Source organism: Ciceribacter ferrooxidans (assembly GCF_004137355.1).
Lineage (GTDB): Bacteria > Pseudomonadota > Alphaproteobacteria > Rhizobiales > Rhizobiaceae > Allorhizobium > Allorhizobium ferrooxidans.
In genome coordinates, this window is sequence record NZ_SDVB01000102.1 from 48,559 (window position 1) to 64,833 (window position 16,275).

The 16,275-nt window shown below is 64.8% G+C and carries 14 protein-coding genes, 1 tRNA gene and 1 pseudogene; 11 read left to right on the forward strand and 5 right to left on the reverse strand.

Features of this window, described 5'->3' with window-relative positions; genetic code table 11:
- Positions 1-79: 79 nt before the first annotated feature.
- Positions 80-2,713 (forward strand): DUF3131 domain-containing protein, encoded by a 2,634-nt coding sequence (locus tag EUU22_RS03100; RefSeq protein WP_129330645.1) that lies wholly within the window; start codon positions 80-82, stop codon positions 2,711-2,713.
- Between the two features lie 22 nt (positions 2,714-2,735).
- Here the strand turns inward: EUU22_RS03100 and EUU22_RS03105 are convergent, their stop codons facing one another.
- Positions 2,736-3,965 carry an MFS transporter gene (locus EUU22_RS03105; RefSeq protein WP_129330646.1) on the reverse strand — a complete coding sequence of 410 codons (1,230 nt, stop codon included), beginning with the start codon at positions 3,963-3,965 and terminating at the stop codon, positions 2,736-2,738.
- 68 nt (positions 3,966-4,033) lie between these two features.
- Between EUU22_RS03105 and EUU22_RS03110 the strand changes: the two genes are divergently transcribed.
- Positions 4,034-4,477: a helix-turn-helix domain-containing protein gene (locus tag EUU22_RS03110; protein WP_129330647.1), complete on the forward strand. Its 444-nt coding sequence runs from the start codon at positions 4,034-4,036 to the stop codon at positions 4,475-4,477.
- A gap of 35 nt (positions 4,478-4,512) precedes the next feature.
- Here EUU22_RS03110 and EUU22_RS03115 read toward each other — a convergent pair whose 3' ends face one another.
- The gene (locus EUU22_RS03115) at positions 4,513-5,097 is read right to left on the reverse strand and encodes a helix-turn-helix domain-containing protein (RefSeq protein ID WP_129330648.1); all 585 of its coding nucleotides are present in this window, start codon (positions 5,095-5,097) and stop codon (positions 4,513-4,515) included.
- A 164-nt stretch (positions 5,098-5,261) separates the two neighbouring features.
- Between EUU22_RS03115 and EUU22_RS03120 the strand changes: the two genes are divergently transcribed.
- A complete protein-coding gene (locus tag EUU22_RS03120; protein ID WP_129330649.1) occupies positions 5,262-5,747 on the forward strand; it encodes a fasciclin domain-containing protein in 486 nt (161 codons plus the stop codon).
- A 25-nt stretch (positions 5,748-5,772) separates the two neighbouring features.
- The gene (locus tag EUU22_RS03125) at positions 5,773-5,997 is read left to right on the forward strand and encodes a DUF378 domain-containing protein (RefSeq protein WP_129330650.1); all 225 of its coding nucleotides are present in this window, start codon (positions 5,773-5,775) and stop codon (positions 5,995-5,997) included.
- A 250-nt stretch (positions 5,998-6,247) separates the two neighbouring features.
- Here EUU22_RS03125 and EUU22_RS03130 read toward each other — a convergent pair whose 3' ends face one another.
- Together EUU22_RS03130 and EUU22_RS03135 are read right to left on the reverse strand one after the other, a co-directional pair.
- Entirely contained in the window at positions 6,248-7,033 is a 786-nt protein-coding gene (locus EUU22_RS03130; RefSeq protein WP_342635401.1) for a trypsin-like peptidase domain-containing protein, read from the reverse strand.
- Between the two features lie 142 nt (positions 7,034-7,175).
- Positions 7,176-7,265: transfer RNA gene (locus tag EUU22_RS03135), tRNA-Ser, on the reverse strand.
- Between the two features lie 340 nt (positions 7,266-7,605).
- On the opposite strand from EUU22_RS03135, the gene EUU22_RS03140 reads away from it, so the two are divergent.
- From EUU22_RS03140 to EUU22_RS03155, 4 genes are all read left to right on the forward strand, one after another.
- Complete coding sequence (locus tag EUU22_RS03140) at positions 7,606-8,673, forward strand: septal ring lytic transglycosylase RlpA family protein (RefSeq protein ID WP_129330651.1); 1,068 nt, start codon at positions 7,606-7,608, stop codon at positions 8,671-8,673.
- 145 nt (positions 8,674-8,818) lie between these two features.
- The gene (locus EUU22_RS03145; protein ID WP_129330661.1) at positions 8,819-9,967 is read left to right on the forward strand and encodes a D-alanyl-D-alanine carboxypeptidase family protein; all 1,149 of its coding nucleotides are present in this window, start codon (positions 8,819-8,821) and stop codon (positions 9,965-9,967) included.
- Positions 9,968-10,072: 105 nt separating this feature from the next.
- Positions 10,073-10,756 (forward strand): dTMP kinase, encoded by a 684-nt coding sequence (gene tmk / locus EUU22_RS03150; protein WP_165351059.1) that lies wholly within the window; start codon positions 10,073-10,075, stop codon positions 10,754-10,756.
- On the forward strand, positions 10,753-11,778 hold the full coding sequence (locus EUU22_RS03155) for a DNA polymerase III subunit delta' (RefSeq protein ID WP_129330653.1): 1,026 nt from the start codon (positions 10,753-10,755) through the stop codon (positions 11,776-11,778). Before tmk ends, EUU22_RS03155 begins: the two co-directional genes overlap by 4 nt.
- A 72-nt stretch (positions 11,779-11,850) precedes the next feature.
- Here EUU22_RS03155 and EUU22_RS03160 read toward each other — a convergent pair whose 3' ends face one another.
- Positions 11,851-12,483 carry a LysE family translocator gene (locus EUU22_RS03160; RefSeq protein ID WP_129330654.1) on the reverse strand — a complete coding sequence of 211 codons (633 nt, stop codon included), beginning with the start codon at positions 12,481-12,483 and terminating at the stop codon, positions 11,851-11,853.
- Between the two features lie 297 nt (positions 12,484-12,780).
- Here EUU22_RS03160 and metG point away from each other — a divergent pair.
- From metG to EUU22_RS03175, 3 genes and pseudogenes are all read left to right on the forward strand, one after another.
- Positions 12,781-14,340, forward strand: a pseudogene (gene metG, locus EUU22_RS03165) (methionine--tRNA ligase); the annotation flags it as partial.
- 4 nt (positions 14,341-14,344) lie between these two features.
- Positions 14,345-15,124, forward strand: coding sequence for a TatD family hydrolase (locus tag EUU22_RS03170; RefSeq protein WP_129330656.1), 780 nt, complete (start codon positions 14,345-14,347; stop codon positions 15,122-15,124).
- Positions 15,125-15,128: 4 nt separating this feature from the next.
- Positions 15,129-15,956, forward strand: coding sequence for an MBL fold metallo-hydrolase (locus tag EUU22_RS03175; protein WP_129330657.1), 828 nt, complete (start codon positions 15,129-15,131; stop codon positions 15,954-15,956).
- Positions 15,957-16,275 lie beyond the last annotated feature (319 nt).

Here is a 16,275-nt window from a genome sequence, read left to right on the forward strand (position 1 = left end):
TGCGTCAACGACATCCGCGATTCGCGACCAAAACTGGCCACTCCCGCCTGCGCCAATGTGACCCCGAAAGAGGCAGCCCATGCGTCTGACCCGCCGTGAAGTCCTGCGATCGCTGTTCGTCAGTGCCGTCGGGGCGCGTTTCCTTGTCGCCGGAGCGACCTCGGCGCAGGCGGCGTACACGCCTTTTATCCTCGTGCTGGACGGAACGGACGGCGTGCCTGCGCCGGACAGGCTGCGTATCGTGGCCGAGGCGATCATCCGTCTCAACGTGCCCTTGGGACTGGCGCTGGCGGCCGATGCATCCGACGAGACGATCGGCGCGGCGCTTACGCTGCGGGCAATGTATGGCGGGATGTTCGAGCCGATCGCCTTCCTGCCCGGCATGGAAACGGAGCGGATCTATTTCCAGATGCGGCGTGCCGGCGCGGCCCAGGCGCGGCTGACCGGCCTCGCCTCACGGGTGGACGCCGAGGCGGGAAGCGGAGCGGTGCGCTATCCCGCCTGCCGCACCATGCTCTGCCGGCAGACCGGCACCGAGGTGCCGATACTCTCCGGCGTCAGGGCCGGCGGGTTCCGCACGGTTCTGGTCATGCCGAAGGACGATGCGCCGACAACCTATTCCGAGACCGGGAACGGCATCATGCACGTGGCCGGCGGCCTGCGTCTCGCTTCGCTCTCGGCGCTCGACCAGCGGCTGTCCCGGATCACGCAGCGGATGGCGGGTGACGAGCCGCTGGTGCTCTATGTCTCGCTTGCGGATCTCGCGCGTCTCGACGGCGAACGTCTCGAGAGCCAGGCTGCCACGCTCGCCGGATTCCTGGCGCAGGCCGAGGACGAGGGAAAGATCGCGACGGTCCTGCCTTCGGAATTCTACCTGCGCTCGGAGGCCTTTTCGCGCGAGATCGCGCTTCATCTCGACATCGGCTCCGGTACCGTGCCCGCCGACGTCGAGGCGGCCTTCCTCAAGGCGCTGACGACGGCGGGGATCACCTTTTCGCGCTCGGACGGGACGGCGGCGGCCGGAGGGGCGGACTGCCCGATGCTCGGCGCCGACCCTGAGACGCCCGCCTGGCAGGCGGTGCGGGCCGCCGCGGGTGCCGCCTTCGATCTCGAGCGGCCGATGGGCGATGCCGCACCGGTGACCTGCGCGGTGACGGAAAAGGAAGGACCGGATGCGGCATTGCTGACCTCGGCCGGGATCGCGGTACGCGCCGCGCTCGGCGAACGGGAGGCGAGGGCGGCGGGGCTCGACGAGAACGGGCTTCTCGACGTGCCGGTCGCCTTGCGCATCGACGGCGGGCGGATCGGCGACGGGTCGGAGCTCGTGGACGCGCTGAATGCGCGGCTCGGGCCGGACCGCGACGCACTGGTGGTCGTCGGGGAGCAGTCACTCGCCGCCGAGGGGGCGGGCGAGGTGATCGCCGGGATCCTGACAGGGCTCTCCAGCCGCACGGGCAATCACATGACGGGGCTCGGCGCTTACGGCGAGGCGCTCGTTGGCCGCGATGCGATCTTCGAGCGGCTGAGAAGGGCCGATCGGATGCGCTTTGCCGAAGGCGGGACGGCCGCGGAGACGATCGATGCCGCCGAGAAGGCCCGGCTCGAGGCGGATGCCGAGCTCGCCTGGCGATATTTCACCCGGCTTTCGGACAAGCAGACCGGCCTTGCCCCGGCAAGTGCGGAGGCTTCCGGTGACAGCGTCGTTCCTTATTCCTCCGTCACCATGTGGGACATCGCCAGCCAGATGTTCGGGCTTGCCGGCGCCCATTCGATCGGGCTCGCGACGGACGACGAATTTGCCGAGGCGGCGGGAAAGATCCTGAAGAGCCTGCCCGCGACGCGCATCGGCAAGGTCCGGCTGCCGCAGGCCAACGTTTCCACCCGGCGCGGCGGTCCGGTGGAGAACAGCTACAATGCCTCCGACACCGCACGGCTGCTGGTCGCCCTGAAACTCTTCGAAAACCGCGGGCTCGAGAAAGAGGTCGCCGCCGCGGTGGCGCGCTGGGATCTTGCGGCGACGGTCTACGAACGGCGTCTGCACGACATCGACGACGGGGCGTGGAGGACCTATTTCCGCTCCAACTACGCCCATTACGCCGCCCGCGGCTTCGCGCTGTGGGGCATGGAGGTCGACACGCCCTACGCGCCGGAACCGGAGGATGTCGCGACCGACCGGCGGATGCGCATTCTCGGCAGGGTCGCCGATATCGGGGCGGTCGGGACAGAGCCGCACACGCTGGAGGCGATGGAGCTCGGTGCATCCGAAGCCGCGCAGGTGATCTCGGACGTGCTCTTCACCGCGCAGGCCGACGAATATCATAAAACGGGCCGGTTCGTCTGCGTCTCGGAAAGCTCGATCGATCGGGCTCCGTGGTTCATCTACCAGGGCTTCGACGTGGAGGCCGAGGAGGACCCCTGGACGCTCGAGGCGGTGGCCGACCGGGGGCGCTACGAGACGCCGGCGATGCGCCGCGTGCTTGAGGTGGTGAACTGCAAGGGCGCCTATCTGTGGAACGCGCTGCGCCCGAACGCCTATTCCGGACGCCTCGTCTCCCATGTGCGGGAAAGGGGACGGGTCCCCGGTCTCGGCTTCGCCTCCGGCATCTACGCCGCGAGCGGCCAGCCGACCGCGAACTACAGCGACGTCAACACCAACGGCGTCATCCTGGAGGCGGTCGCCTATGTTCTGAACGGGCGCAAGACGCTGTTGTGAGTGCGGCGGCGGGGCGGCGGGGTCACGTGCCCGCTGCTCTCCGCCGGGCGAGACCCATGACGACGATCGCCGCGATCATTAGGCCGCCGGCGGCGAGAAAGGTGAGCCGCATTCCGGCTGCGATCGCGGCGGGGGCGGCATGGGCGAGATCCTCCGTGCCGGTACCGAGCGCGAAGACGGCGCCCATGACGGCGGCGCCGCCGACCAAGCCGACATTGCGCGAGAGGCCGAGCAAGCCGGAGACGGTGCCGCGGCGGTCACTCGGCACGCCGGCGAGCGTCGCGACATTGTTGGCGGCCTGGAAGAGCTGGTAGCCCGGCGTCAGGACCCCAATGGCCAGCACATAGCCGGCGAGGCCGATCGCATCCGGCAGGAGTGCCAGCAGGAAGGCGCCGGCCGCCAGAGCCAGAAGTCCGGCCGCAAGCACCCGGCCCGTTCCCCAGGCATCGACCAGCCGACCGGAGGGAACCCCGCTGAAAATCGAGATCACCGGACCGACGGACATGACGAGGCCGACCAGCATTTCCTTCAGGCCGAGACCGAAGCCCAGATAGAAGGGGCCGACCACCAGCGTCGTCATCATCACCGCGGCGACGGCGAGGTTGACGACGAGATTGGGCACGATGGTCCGGTCGAACGCTGTCCTGGTGTTCGATGACGACGTCTTCACGCCCGCGCAGGCCGGCAGAATGGCGATGGCGAGGATGAGCGCGAGCCCCGCGAGCGGCGCCTGAACGAGGAAGACGCCGCGCCATCCCGTCGCCGGGACCAGCATGCCGCCGAGCACCGGGCCGAGGGCCATTCCGAGAGCGGACATGGTGCCGAGCAGGCCCATCGCCCGGCCGACCCGCGCCTCGCCCGCCGTCTCGCGGATCAGCGCCATGGAAAGCGTCATGAGGAATGCCGCGCCGATACCCTGCACGGCCCGCGCGGCGACGAGCAGCGGCAGGCTCGGCGCGAGACCGCAGATCAGCGAGGCGACGGCGAAGAGGCCGAGCCCGGCGACGAGCATGCGCTTGAGCCCGTGGACATCGCCGAGGCGCCCGGCGACGACCACCGCCGCCGTCAGTCCCGCGAGATAGGCAACGACGACCGCCTGCACGGCACCGAAGGAGGCGGAGAACGCCGTCGCGAGCGCCGGCAGCGCAATGTTGGCGATGCTGGTGCCGAGCGAGGCGAGCAGCATTGCGAGCGCGAGCGTCGCCGCGATCATCCCTGTCCGTTCTTTCCTGTCTGTTTCTGCCTGCTTCATCGGCTTGCCCCTTGCGTGATTTGTCATTCAGGAGCAGGCTACGACTTCAAGTCAACTTGAGGTCAAGCATGAAATTTCTCGATATCGGAGAGGTCGCGGCGGCAAGCGGAGTGGCGCCCTCGGCACTGCGCTACTACGAAGAGGTAGGGTTGATCGCCTCGGTGTCGCGGCACGGCCTGCGCCGGCAGTTTCCGCCCGAGGTGCTGCTGCAACTGAAGCTGATCGCGATGGGGCGCTCGGCCGGATTCTCGCTCGACGAGATCGGCGGGATGTTCGGCCGCAACGGCATGCCGGAATTGCCGCGCGACGTGCTGCACCAGAAGGCCGACGACCTCGACCGGCAGATCCAGGAACTTTCGGCGCTCCGCGACACGCTGCGCCATGTCGCCGACTGCCCCGCCCCCTCGCACATGGAGTGCCCTACCTTCCGGCGTCTGGTGGATGTGGCGGGCAAACGCGGCAGGCGGCGGGTGACGTCGAAGGACGGGCAGGCGCGTCCGCGCCGCGGTTGACGGCTTCGGGGCTCTGCCGTGGACGTCGGCAGGGCTTAAGGAGCCGTCACCACCAGGGCCTTGCAGGCGATGGCGCCTTCGCGGCGGTAGCTGTGGGGCACGCTGGAATCGAAATACATCGCGTCGCCGGCATGAAGCATGGTTTCCTCCCCGTCGACGTCGACCGAGAGGCGACCGCTCAGCACGTAGATGAACTCCGCGCTGCCGTGCCGGTGCGGCTCCGACGGCGGTGCGTCGGCGGGGAATTCGGCATAGTAGGACTCCATCCGGCGGTCCGCGGCCGGATAGTCCAGGCTTTCGAACAGCCAGGCGGGCGGCCCGTCGCCTGCCGGCACCGGCAGCCTGATCCGTTCTCCCTTGCGCACCACCGCGATCAGCGGCCTGTCCTTTTCCGGCGCAAAGAAGTGATCGAGGCCGACGCCGAAGACCATCGCGATGCGGACCAGGGTGGGCAGGGTCGGGAAGAGCTGGCCACGCTCGATCTTCGACAGCATGGCCGGCGAAAGCCCGGTATGGGCGCCGAGCTGCACCAGGCCGAGCTTCTTCTTCAGTCGCAGCGTCCTGATGCGGGGGCCGATCGCATAGCGCTGAAGTTCGTTGGTGAGCGTCTCGGACAGCATGTCTGCAAACCTTGTTTTCGTCTCATGAACGCTTCTTTAGCGCGATTTTCAGCTTATGAAAATCTACTTAATTATCACGAACATGTTATTGGTAAGAAAAAGATTTCTCACCAGATGATAATTCGTGCCCTGCCAAGCGGGCATGTCATCGAGAGGAAAGTGCCATGAAACTGAAGACAGCCATTCTTGCCGCAGCGATCGGCCTCGCGGGCATCCAGGGCGCCTCGGCCGCAGAGAAAGACATCGTCGACACGGCGGTCGGAGCGGGCCAGTTCAAGACGCTCGCCGCCGCGCTCGACGCAGCCGGTCTGGTGTCGACCCTGAAGGGGGCCGGTCCGTTTACAGTCTTTGCGCCCACCGACGAGGCCTTCGCCAAGCTGCCGGCCGGCACCGTGGAGGGCCTGCTGAAGCCCGAAAACAAGCAGCAGCTTACCGAAATCCTGACCTATCACGTCGTGCCCGGCAAGGTGATGGCCGCGGATGTCGCGGGGCTCGACGAGGCGAAGACGGTGAACGGCAAGGCGATCGACATCACCGTCGACGGCCAGTCGGTCAAGGTGAACGACGCCAGCGTCATCAAGACGGACATCGCCGCCTCGAACGGCGTCATCCATGTGATCGACACGGTGATCCTGCCGCCCGAGGGCTGATCCGACCCAAACGAGGAGAACAGACATGACCTTCATCAACGTGCTGACACTCGCCCTCGTGATCGTCGGTGGGCTCAACTGGGGGCTGGTGGGCCTCTTCGGCTTCGACCTCGTCGCCGCGATCTTCGGCGCCGACTCGCTGCTCGCCGGAACCGTCTACGTGCTGGTGGGATTATCCGCCGTCTGGCAGCTCATTCCGCTTTCGTCCGCCTTGGGCGCCCGCGAACTCGCCGCCGAGCATAAGCGGTAGTCCCTCGGAGGGAGCGTCCGGTCCGCCGGGTGCTCCCTCTGGTTTTTCTGGCGTCGATATCTTCTCGGGAGAGACGAGTTCGCGGCTCAAGACCTGATGGTCTTCTCCGAATCCGCCAGAAGGCGATCCAAGCGCGCCGAAACCTCCTTACTGTTATGGCGCACCGGATCAGCGGCAGCGGCATCGAGGCTGGCGCGGATCGCGTCGAGGCGCTGGCCGCGTTCCTGCTTTCATCGGTGCCTGAGGGGCACTACGCTTGCGTGACAATTGGGGAGGTTCGAGCAGCGCCAGATGTGTCGATATCGTGTGCTCTGAGGAATGCCTCGATGGCTTCTACGACGGTTCGCGCCTTGAAGACGATGCCAAGATCGATCATTTCCTGCTGCTGCGCCATCGGTTGAGTTTGTGTGGGAATTGGTACTGGGATAATTTGGTTCAACTGGGTGCGAAAAAATACGGCAGCAATGACACCTACAAAGTGGAAGCGTGAGCCGATCGCAATTCCTCCCGCCTTCATCGCATATGTGCCCTGATTCAGAATAAACACAGGACTGCCACTAGAGCCACCGAACACTGACGCATCAATAAGGAATCGTGGCGTACCTTCAAAATCTACTTCAATCGGACTGGCTGTAGTTCCCCGGCGAGCAACCGGCAAGAGATTCTTGCTATCCCACACTCCATTTGGATAACCAATAAATGTAACAGACTCTACGGCGTCCAGTTCCCTAGTCTGTTGCGCAGTTGGAATGAGGTGATTGTCTACCGCGCGGAAAAATAGATCAACTCCGTGGTGTTGCCGGGCAAACTCGAGCAGGGGAACGAACGGACAAATCGCAATGTCGATAGATGGATCGGGATGGCCGAACCACATACTTGACCAATCGTCTTGACCAACGTTCAGAGAAAAACCGTCGCCGAGCGATGGAAGTCCATCCTTTTGCTTCAGAAAGGAAAAGCGCCCTTCGCGCATGCCCATCACGACATGCTTGTTAGTAACGACGAAAGGGCCTGCTTGTCTCCGCCGAACTTGTATCCAAAAAAGAAGCCAGTCCCAGAGCCTTGGCTTTTGGCTGCCGTGACTGTGTCAATGCGTACTGTCGAAAAGAACAACTGTTCCGAGATCGTACTGACCTGCATCTTGCAAGATCCGTGCTTCAAATGAGGCGCTTTGGCCGTGGCGGACAGGGTGGGATTCGAACCCACGGTACGGTTCCCCGCACGACGGTTTTCAAGACCGTTGCCTTAAACCACTCGGCCACCTGTCCGGCGCATGGCGTTATGCGCAATGGCGCGAAACTTGGCAAGAGCGTTCGCTGGCGGGGCGTTGAAAATCGGGCGGTGAGTGCGTTTTGAATATTGCCTAACGTCAAATGCCTTCCGCTAAGGGAAGAGGAAGCCGAACGCGGCGTCCGGCATGGTATAATTTACCGGTCGTTAACCATTGATCTTGCATCATAGAACAAAGTTGCGACACTTCGCGCCCCCTCTGCCATGTTGTCGACAAGTTTATCTTCCTGATATAGCCAAGTGACCGGGAAGAGGGGCATTGTTTCCTGGTCGCGTGGCGGAGCTGTTTGCCGCAGCGTGAACGAACAAGTGGGGCGTATGAGTTTCGATCGCGGTGGAGCTGTGAGGAGCGGTGCAAGGTGGATCGCCTTGTCGGTCCTTTGCGTGAGTGTGGCATCGTGCGCGAGCACCGAGGGCAAGAAGAAGACCCGCCACGGTAAGGAATATTTCTCCGAATCCGAATACGGCGTGAAGGCGAGCCCGCGCGTCGCCACCGGGAAGAACATTCCGAAGGGCGGCGGGCGCTATCTCGTCGGCAACCCTTATGTCGTCAAGGGCAAGGTCTACGTTCCCAAGGAAAATCCCCGATACGACAAGGTGGGGATCGCCTCCTGGTACGGCTCGGCCTTCCACGGACGCAAGACCGCCAACGGCGAGGTCTACGACCAGTTCTACCTTTCCGCCGCGCACCCGACCCTGCCGCTGCCGAGCTATGCGCGGGTGACGAATACCGAGAACGGCAATTCGGTGATCGTGCGCGTCAACGACCGCGGACCTTTCCATTCCAACCGCATCATCGACCTTTCGAACAAGACCGCCGATCTTCTCGACATGACGCATAGCGGCACCGGCAAGGTGCGCGTGCAATATGTCGGCCCGGCCCGCATGGACGGGCATGACATGCCCTATCTCATGGCCTCCTACATCAAGAAGGGCGACCGCTTCCCGCTGGTCGATCCCGCCGGCCAGTTCGCGAGCGGCGTGATGGTCGCCTCGGCCGATCCGGCCGCTGTTCCGCTTCCCGCACCTTCGCCGATGGCGATGGCGGAGACGCCGGCGCCGGCCATCCAGACGAGCCTTGCAGGCCCGACACCTTCGGAAGCCTTCGGCGGTCAGCAGATCGTGCCGGCCGCGCTCGATTCCTTCACCGGCTTCGTGCTGCTGCCGGAACTCGGCCCCTTACCCTATGAGCGGCCTCAGCCCGGCCTCGGCGACGGCGCGAGCTATGCCTCGGCCTATGCCGAGGAACCGACCGTCACCGTGCGTCTTGCCTTCGACGCGGTTATGGTGCGCAATGACGGCCTGACCGAGGGTGCGATTCTGGCCTCGGCCCGGCGCGCAGCGGCAGCGAAGACCTCGTCCGCCGGCGCCAAACCGGCGCGGTGACGTTCGGGCTGCGACTGGCCGTCCGCCCGACGAGAGGAAGGCGGGCCGAAGGCAGACGATGACGGGAAAAGGCTTTGCGATATCCATGGGTTCCAGCCCGGCCCGGCGCTTTGCCGAGGCATCTGTCGTCCGCCGTCTTGTGGCCATGTTCGCCGTTCTTTTCCTCGTCCTCTTAACCGGCCTGCCGGCGACCGCGCAGCAGAAGGCCGCCCCCGTCTTCGAGACCAAGGCGGGCCAAGCCTATCTGATCGAGGCCTCGACCGGCACCATCCTGCTTTCGAAGAACCCGACGAAGGCGCTGGCGCCGGCCTCGCTCGCCAAGATGATGACGCTCGAAGTCGTCTTCGATGCGCTGAAGCGGGGCGAAGTGAGCCTCGATACCGTCTACAAGGTGTCCGAGCATGCCTGGCGGACCGGGGGCGCGCCGTCGCGCACCTCGACGATGTTCGCCGCGCTCAATTCGCTGCTGCGGGTGGAGGATCTTCTCAAAGGGGTCGCCGTCCAGATGGCGAACGACGGCTGCATCGTGCTCGCGGAGGGGATGGCCGGCAGCGAGGAAAAGTTCGCCGAACGCATGAATGCGCGCGCGACCGCAATCGGGCTTACCGACACGCATTTTGCCAATCCGACCGGGCTTCCCGATCCCGCCAACCGCACGTCGGTCAAGGACATGGTGACGCTCGCGCGGCACCTTCAGACGGCCTATCCGGACTTCTACCGGCTGCTGTCGCTGCCGGACTTCGAGTGGAACAAGATCTACCAGCGCAACCGCAATCCGATGCTGGCGGCCGGCATCGGCGCCGACGGGCTCGCCACCGGCTTTGCCGAAGGGGAGGGGTTCTCGATCCTGACCTCTGCGGAGCAGAACGGCCGGCGGCTTTTCCTCGCGATGGGCGGGCTTGCGACCGACAAGGACCGGCGCGAGGAGGCGGTCAGGCTCCTCAAATGGGCTTTCGAGAACTTCGAGATGCGCACCGTCTTCAAGGCGGGCGAGACAATCGGGCAGGCGAGCGTCTACGGCGGCGATCGCGGCAAGGTCGACCTCGTCGCGGCAGCGCCGGTCGAGATCTACATCCCGGTGACGAACCCCGAACGGCTTTCCGCCCGGATCGTCTATCGCTGGCCGCTCGACGCACCCGTGTCGCAGGGACAGGATGTGGGGACGCTCAGAATCACCGCAGGCGACAGGCTGCTGCGCGAGGTGCCGCTGAAGACCGCCGCGGCGGTCGGGCCGGGCACGCTGCGGCAGAAGGCGACCGACGCGCTGATCGAACTCCTGTTCTTCTGGCTGTAGAGCGCTTCCGGCTCCGATACGGCTTGCCGAGGTTTCCCGGCACGGGCATATGGGATAGAAACGAAAGCGGGCCGGCACGTGCGCCGGGATGACGGGAAGCAGAGATTGGCGACGGGACGGGGATTGTTCGTAACATTCGAAGGCGGCGAGGGGGCCGGCAAGTCGACGCAGATCCGCCGGCTTGCCGAGGCGCTGAAGGCCCGCGGCCTCGAAGTGCTGGTCACCCGCGAACCCGGCGGTTCGCCGGGTGCCGAGGCGTTGCGCCACGTGCTCTTGTCGGGTGCGGCGGAGGATTTCGGCGTGCGCATGGAGGCACTGCTCTTCGCCGCCGCCCGCAACGACCACGTGGAGACGGTGATCCGCCCGGCGCTCGAAAGGGGTGCGGTGGTGCTCTGCGACCGCTTCATGGATTCCTCGCGCGTCTACCAGGGTGTCACCGGCAATCTTGAATCGGAATTCATCGATACGCTCGAGCGGGTGGCGGTGGACGGCGTGGTGCCCGACCTTACCCTCATCCTCGACCTGCCGGCCGAGCGCGGGCTCGAACGGGCGCGCGGCAGGGCCGAACCGGGCGCGAACAGCGCGCCGGACCGGTTCGAAAAGGAAGAACTGGAGACGCACGAGAAGCGGCGCCAGGGCTTTCTCGATATCGCCGCCGCCGATCCGAAACGCTGTCGGGTGGTGGATGCCGGCCGGCCGATCGAGGCGATCGCCGCCGAAATACTCGCACTGGTCGAGCCGCTGTCGCTCGAGCTGCGAAGGACGGAAAGACCGGTGACGGCCGAATGAGCGACGAACGCCAGGGACTTCTCGACGGCGCGGCACCGCCGCTCGGCACGGCCAGGCTCTTTGGCCACGAGGCGCCGGAGCGCTTCCTCGCCGAGAGCTATCGCTCCGGCAAGGGGCACCATGCGATCCTGATCGAGGGACCGGAGGGGATCGGCAAGGCGACGCTCGCCTTCCGTTTCGCCGCCCACGTGCTTGCCCATCCGGAACCGTCGCAGGCGCCCGCCGAGCTTGCCGATCCCGATCCCGGCTCGGCGCTCGTGCGCCAGCTCGCCTCGGGCGCCAGCCACAACCTCCTCCATCTCACCCGGCCCGTCGACGAGAAGACCGGCAAACTGCGCGGCGCCATCACCATCGACGAGGTGCGCAAGGCGGGCCGCTTCTTCTCCCAGACCTCGGGCACGGGGAACTGGCGCATCGTCATCATCGATCCGGCCGACGACCTGAACCGCAATGCCGCGAACGCCATCCTGAAGATTCTCGAGGAGCCGCCGAAGCGGGCGATGTTCCTGGTGCTGAGCCATGCGCCGGGCAAGCTCCTGCCGACCATCCGCTCGCGCTGCCTGCCGCTGAAGCTCGAGCCGCTCGATGCGTCGAACATGGAGCGGGCGCTCGGTCAGCTCGGGATTACCCTTTCCGGCGGGCAGCGGGAGACAGTGCTCGCGCTCGCCAAGGGCAGCGTCGCCCGGGCGCTGAAGGTCATCAATTACGGCGGGCTCGACATCATCGCGGCCTTCGACGAACTGCTCGCGGCACAGGGGCCGGCGGCGCGCAAGATCATGCACCGGATCGCCGACGCGCTGAGCGCCAGGGACAGCGACGTCGCCTTCGGCTTCTTCGTCGAGCATCTCGGCGACCATCTCCACGAGCAGGCGAGGGCGGCGGCCCTTTCCGGGGCGATCGGCGAGGCCGACCATTTTGCGAGGCTTTCCTCCTCCGTCACGGAGCAGCTTGCCGTCAGCGCCGCCTACAACCTCGACCGCAAGCAGACCATCCTCGATGTGCTGGCTGCGGTTACGCGCTGAAGCCGCGAGGCGGACGTGGGATTGATGCCACGCCTCCCTGACGCGCCGCTCGATGCGGTCGGATTGCCGGGCTCAGTTTCGTGCGCCAAGCGCGAGGCGGCAGGCCAAGCCTGCGAAAACAGACGCGAGCAGGTATCTCGGCACGCTCCGGTAGCGTCCGAGGCCCGTTATCCGGTTGCGGATATGTCCACTCAGCAGGATAACCGTTCCGTTGACCACGAGGCCTATGGCATTCAGGACCGTCGCAAGAACGAGGATCTGCAGGGGGAGCGTGCCTTTTTCGGGCTGGACGAACTGTGGGAACAGTGCCAGCACGAAGAGCGCCATCTTCGGATTGAGAAGGTTTGTCACCAGTCCTTCCCCGAGGATGCGGACCATCGGATATCGCTTCAGCTCCAACGTCGGCTGGAATTGGCTCCCCTCCGACCGGATCGTCTTCCATGCGAGATAGATCAGGTAGGCGCAGCCCGCCCACCGGACGAACTCGTAGGCCGCTGGAACGGCGACAAAGAGCTGGGACAGTCCCAGGGCCGCGGCAAGCGCATGGCTGTAGGTGCCGAGCGCAATGCCGGCATAGGTCAGAAAGCCTGCGGTACGACCCTGACTTATGCTGCGCGAGGCAATCAGCAGCATGTCGGGTCCGGGCGTCGCGGTCAGCACGACGCTGGCTACGGCAAAAAGCATGATGGTGGAGAAATCCGGCATATCGTTTTCCTTCGAGTTGGCCGGAATCCCCGTCTATCAGGTTCCGTAATGGTGGCAAGCGGGAAATGGCAGCACACCGATCTCGGGTTCGGCGATGCGCCGTGAGATTGAAGACGGAGTGCGTCGATATCTCGGTGCTCCCGCAGCAAAACGGATGTTCCTAAAGCCGGCGGAATGCTTTAAGAGCGTTCGACCCCATTTGTTTGCGCCGTTCATGGCCGGTCGCTTTGCGCTGCCACTGTCCGGCCCCAGGATAATCGCACAAGACAATCGCAACCGACGAAAAGACAACAAGAAGCCATGAGCGATCCGTACTACATCACTACCGCCATTTCCTATCCGAACGGCAAGCCGCATATCGGCCATGCCTACGAACTGATCGCCACCGATGCGATGGCGCGGTTCCAGCGGCTCGACGGGCGGGACGTGTTTTTTCTGACCGGCACCGACGAGCACGGACAGAAGATGCAGCAGACGGCGCGGGCCGAAGGCATCACGCCGGAAGCGCTCGCCGAGCGCAACTCGAACGAATTCCGCGCCATGGGCAAGCTGCTCAACGCCTCGAACGACGACTTCATCCGCACGACCGAGAAGCGCCACCACGAGACGGTTCAGGAAGTCTGGCGGCGCATGGCCGCGAATGGCGACATCTACAAGGACAGCTATGCCGGCTGGTACTCGGTGCGCGACGAGGCCTATTACCAGGAAGAGGAAACCGAAGTGCGCGCCGACGGCGTGCGCTACGGACCGCAGGGCACGCCGGTCGAATGGGTGGAGGAGGAGAGCTATTTCTTCCGCCTCTCCGCCTATGCCGAGCCGCTGCTCCGGCACTACGAGGAGAACCCGGACTTCATCGGCCCGGCGGAGCGTCGCAACGAGGTGATTTCCTTCGTGAAATCCGGCCTGAAGGACCTCTCGATCTCGCGCACGACCTTCGACTGGGGCATCAAGGTGCCGGATGATCCGAAGCACGTGATGTATGTCTGGGTCGACGCGCTCACCAACTACATCACCGCCACCGGCTATGTCGAAGACCAGAACGGGCCGCGGGCGAAATACTGGCCGGCGGATATCCATGTCATCGGCAAGGACATCATCCGTTTCCACGCCGTCTACTGGCCGGCTTTCCTGATGTCGGCCAAGCTGCCGCTGCCGAAGCGGGTCTACGCCCACGGCTTCCTGCTCAACAAGGGCGAGAAGATGTCGAAGTCGCTCGGCAACGTCGTCGATCCGGTCAACCTGGTGAACCATTTCGGCCTCGACCAGGTGCGCTACTTCTTCCTGCGCGAAGTCTCCTTCGGTCACGACGGCAGCTATTCGGAAGAGGCGATCGCGACCCGCATCAACGCGGATCTCGCGAACGGCATCGGCAATCTCGCCAGCCGCTCGCTGTCGATGATCGTCAAGAATTGCGACGGGAAGATCCCCGAATGCGGCGAACCTACCGACGCCGACAGGGAAATGCTCGCTTCGGCCGACGGGCTGATCGAGATCTGCCGCGAGGAGATGAACCGCCAGGCGATCCACAAGGCGGTCACGGCGATCATTGCGGTGGTCTCCGAGGCCGACCGCTATTTCGCCGGTCAGGAGCCCTGGGCGCTGAAGAAAACCGATCCCGCGCGCATGGCGACCGTGCTCTACGTGACGGCGGAAGTCGTCCGGCAGATCGCGATCCTCCTGCAGCCGATCGTGCCGGACTCGGCGGCAAAGCTGCTCGACCTCGTCGCCGTTCCGCAGGATGCGCGCGATTTCGCCCGTCTCGGCGCGGCCGGCCGGCTCGTCGCCGGTACGCCGCTCGAGGCACCGAAGCCGGTCTTCCCGCGTTATGTCGCTCCGGAAGAGACAGCGAAGGCCTGACGGAATGCTGATCGACACCCACTGCCATCTCGACTTCCCCGATTTCGACGAGGAGCGCGACGCGCTCATTGCGCGTGCGCACGCCGCTGGGGTCGGCCGGATGGTGACGATCTCGACCAGGGTCAGCAAGCTCGACACGCTGCTTGCGATCACCGAGCGCCATCCTTCCGTGTTCTGTTCGGTCGGCACCCATCCGAACAACGCCAACGAGGAACTCGACGTGACCGCCGACGACCTCGTGCGGCTCGCCGAGCATCCGAAGGTGGTCGCGATCGGCGAATGCGGGCTCGACTATTTCTACGACACGCAGACGCCGGAAGACCAGAAGACCGGTTTCCTGCGTCACATCGAGGCGGCGCGGCGCACGCAATTGCCGCTCGTCATCCACAGCCGCAGCGCCGACGAGGACATGGCGGCGATCCTGAGGCAGGAAACGGGGAAGGGGGCCTTCCCCTTCATCCTCCACTGCTTCTCCTCCGGCGAAGCGCTTGCGCGCACCGGGGTCGAGCTCGGCGGCTATGTCTCGTTCTCCGGCATCCTGACCTTCCCGAAGTCGACGGAACTGCGCGACATCGCGAAGGATGTGCCGCTCGACCGGCTGCTCGTCGAGACCGACGCGCCGTATCTCGCGCCGAAGCCTTGGCGCGGCAAGCGCAATGAGCCCTCCTACGTGGTCAACACGGCCGAGGTGCTCGCAGAGACGAAGGGCGTCAGCTTCGAGGAGATCGCCCGGATCACCACCGAGAATGCGCTGCGCGTCTTCTCGAAGATGCCGGGGCTCTGACAAGATGACGTTCCGCCGGCGCTTCACCATACTCGGCTGTGCATCCTCTCCGGGCGTGCCGCGGATCAACGGCGACTGGGGCGCGTGCGATCCGGCCAACCCGCGCAACCGGCGCACCCGCGCGGCCTTCATGGTGCAGCAGATCGCGCCGGACGGCGGGATGACGACGGCGGTCATCGATACCGGGCCGGATTTCCGCGCGCAGATGATCGCCGCCGGCGTCCGGCACATCGACGGCGTGATCTATACCCACGGCCATGCCGACCATCTGCACGGCATAGACGACCTGCGCGGTTACTTCATCAACCGCAGCCAGCGCATCCCGATCTATGCCGACCCGGAGACGATGGCGCGCATCCGCCAGGGCTTCGGCTACTGCCTCGAAACGCCGGTCGGCAGCAATTATCCGCCGATCGCCGAGCCGCGGCTGATCGAGGACTTCGAAAGGCCGGTCGAGATTACCGGCAAGGGCGGAACGATCCGTTTCCGGCCGCTCATGCAGCGCCACGGCGACATTCCTTCGCTGGGGCTCAGGATCGGCGACGTCGCCTATTGCTGCGACGTCAGCGATTTTCCCGAGGAGACGATCGCGAAGCTCCAAGGGCTCGACGTGCTGGTGATCGACGCGCTGCAATACCGTCACCATCCGAGCCATCTCTCGCTCGAGCAGGCGCTCGGCTGGATCGAGCGGCTTGAGCCGAAGCGCTCGATCCTGACCCATATGCACGTGCCGCTCGATTACGAGACGGTGATGGGCGAGACGCCACCGCATGTCGAGCCGGCCTATGACCAGATGGTTTTCGAGGCGGAGATCGCCGCGCACGCGGTGTGAGGATTTGTTTTCACGCCGTGTGAGGTTATTCTTTTATGGCATTGAATATTTTACGTTTTCTCTGACGCAGGCATCAGTGTCCGCTGACGGAGACTCGAATGACCTGGGTCATGCTCATAGCCATTGATTATCGCAGAGCTGGTGCCGGCGAAGTGTCGACGCTGGCGTGATTTCAGGCCTTTTCCGGCTATCCGGCATATCATTTAGTTCCATAATCTACCTTATGCGATCTTTGGATGTGGCCGCAAAGTTGAAGTGTCCTGTTTCTGCAAAGTTGGAATGTCACACTCCCCGTCTCTGATTGACGTCTGGGAGATTG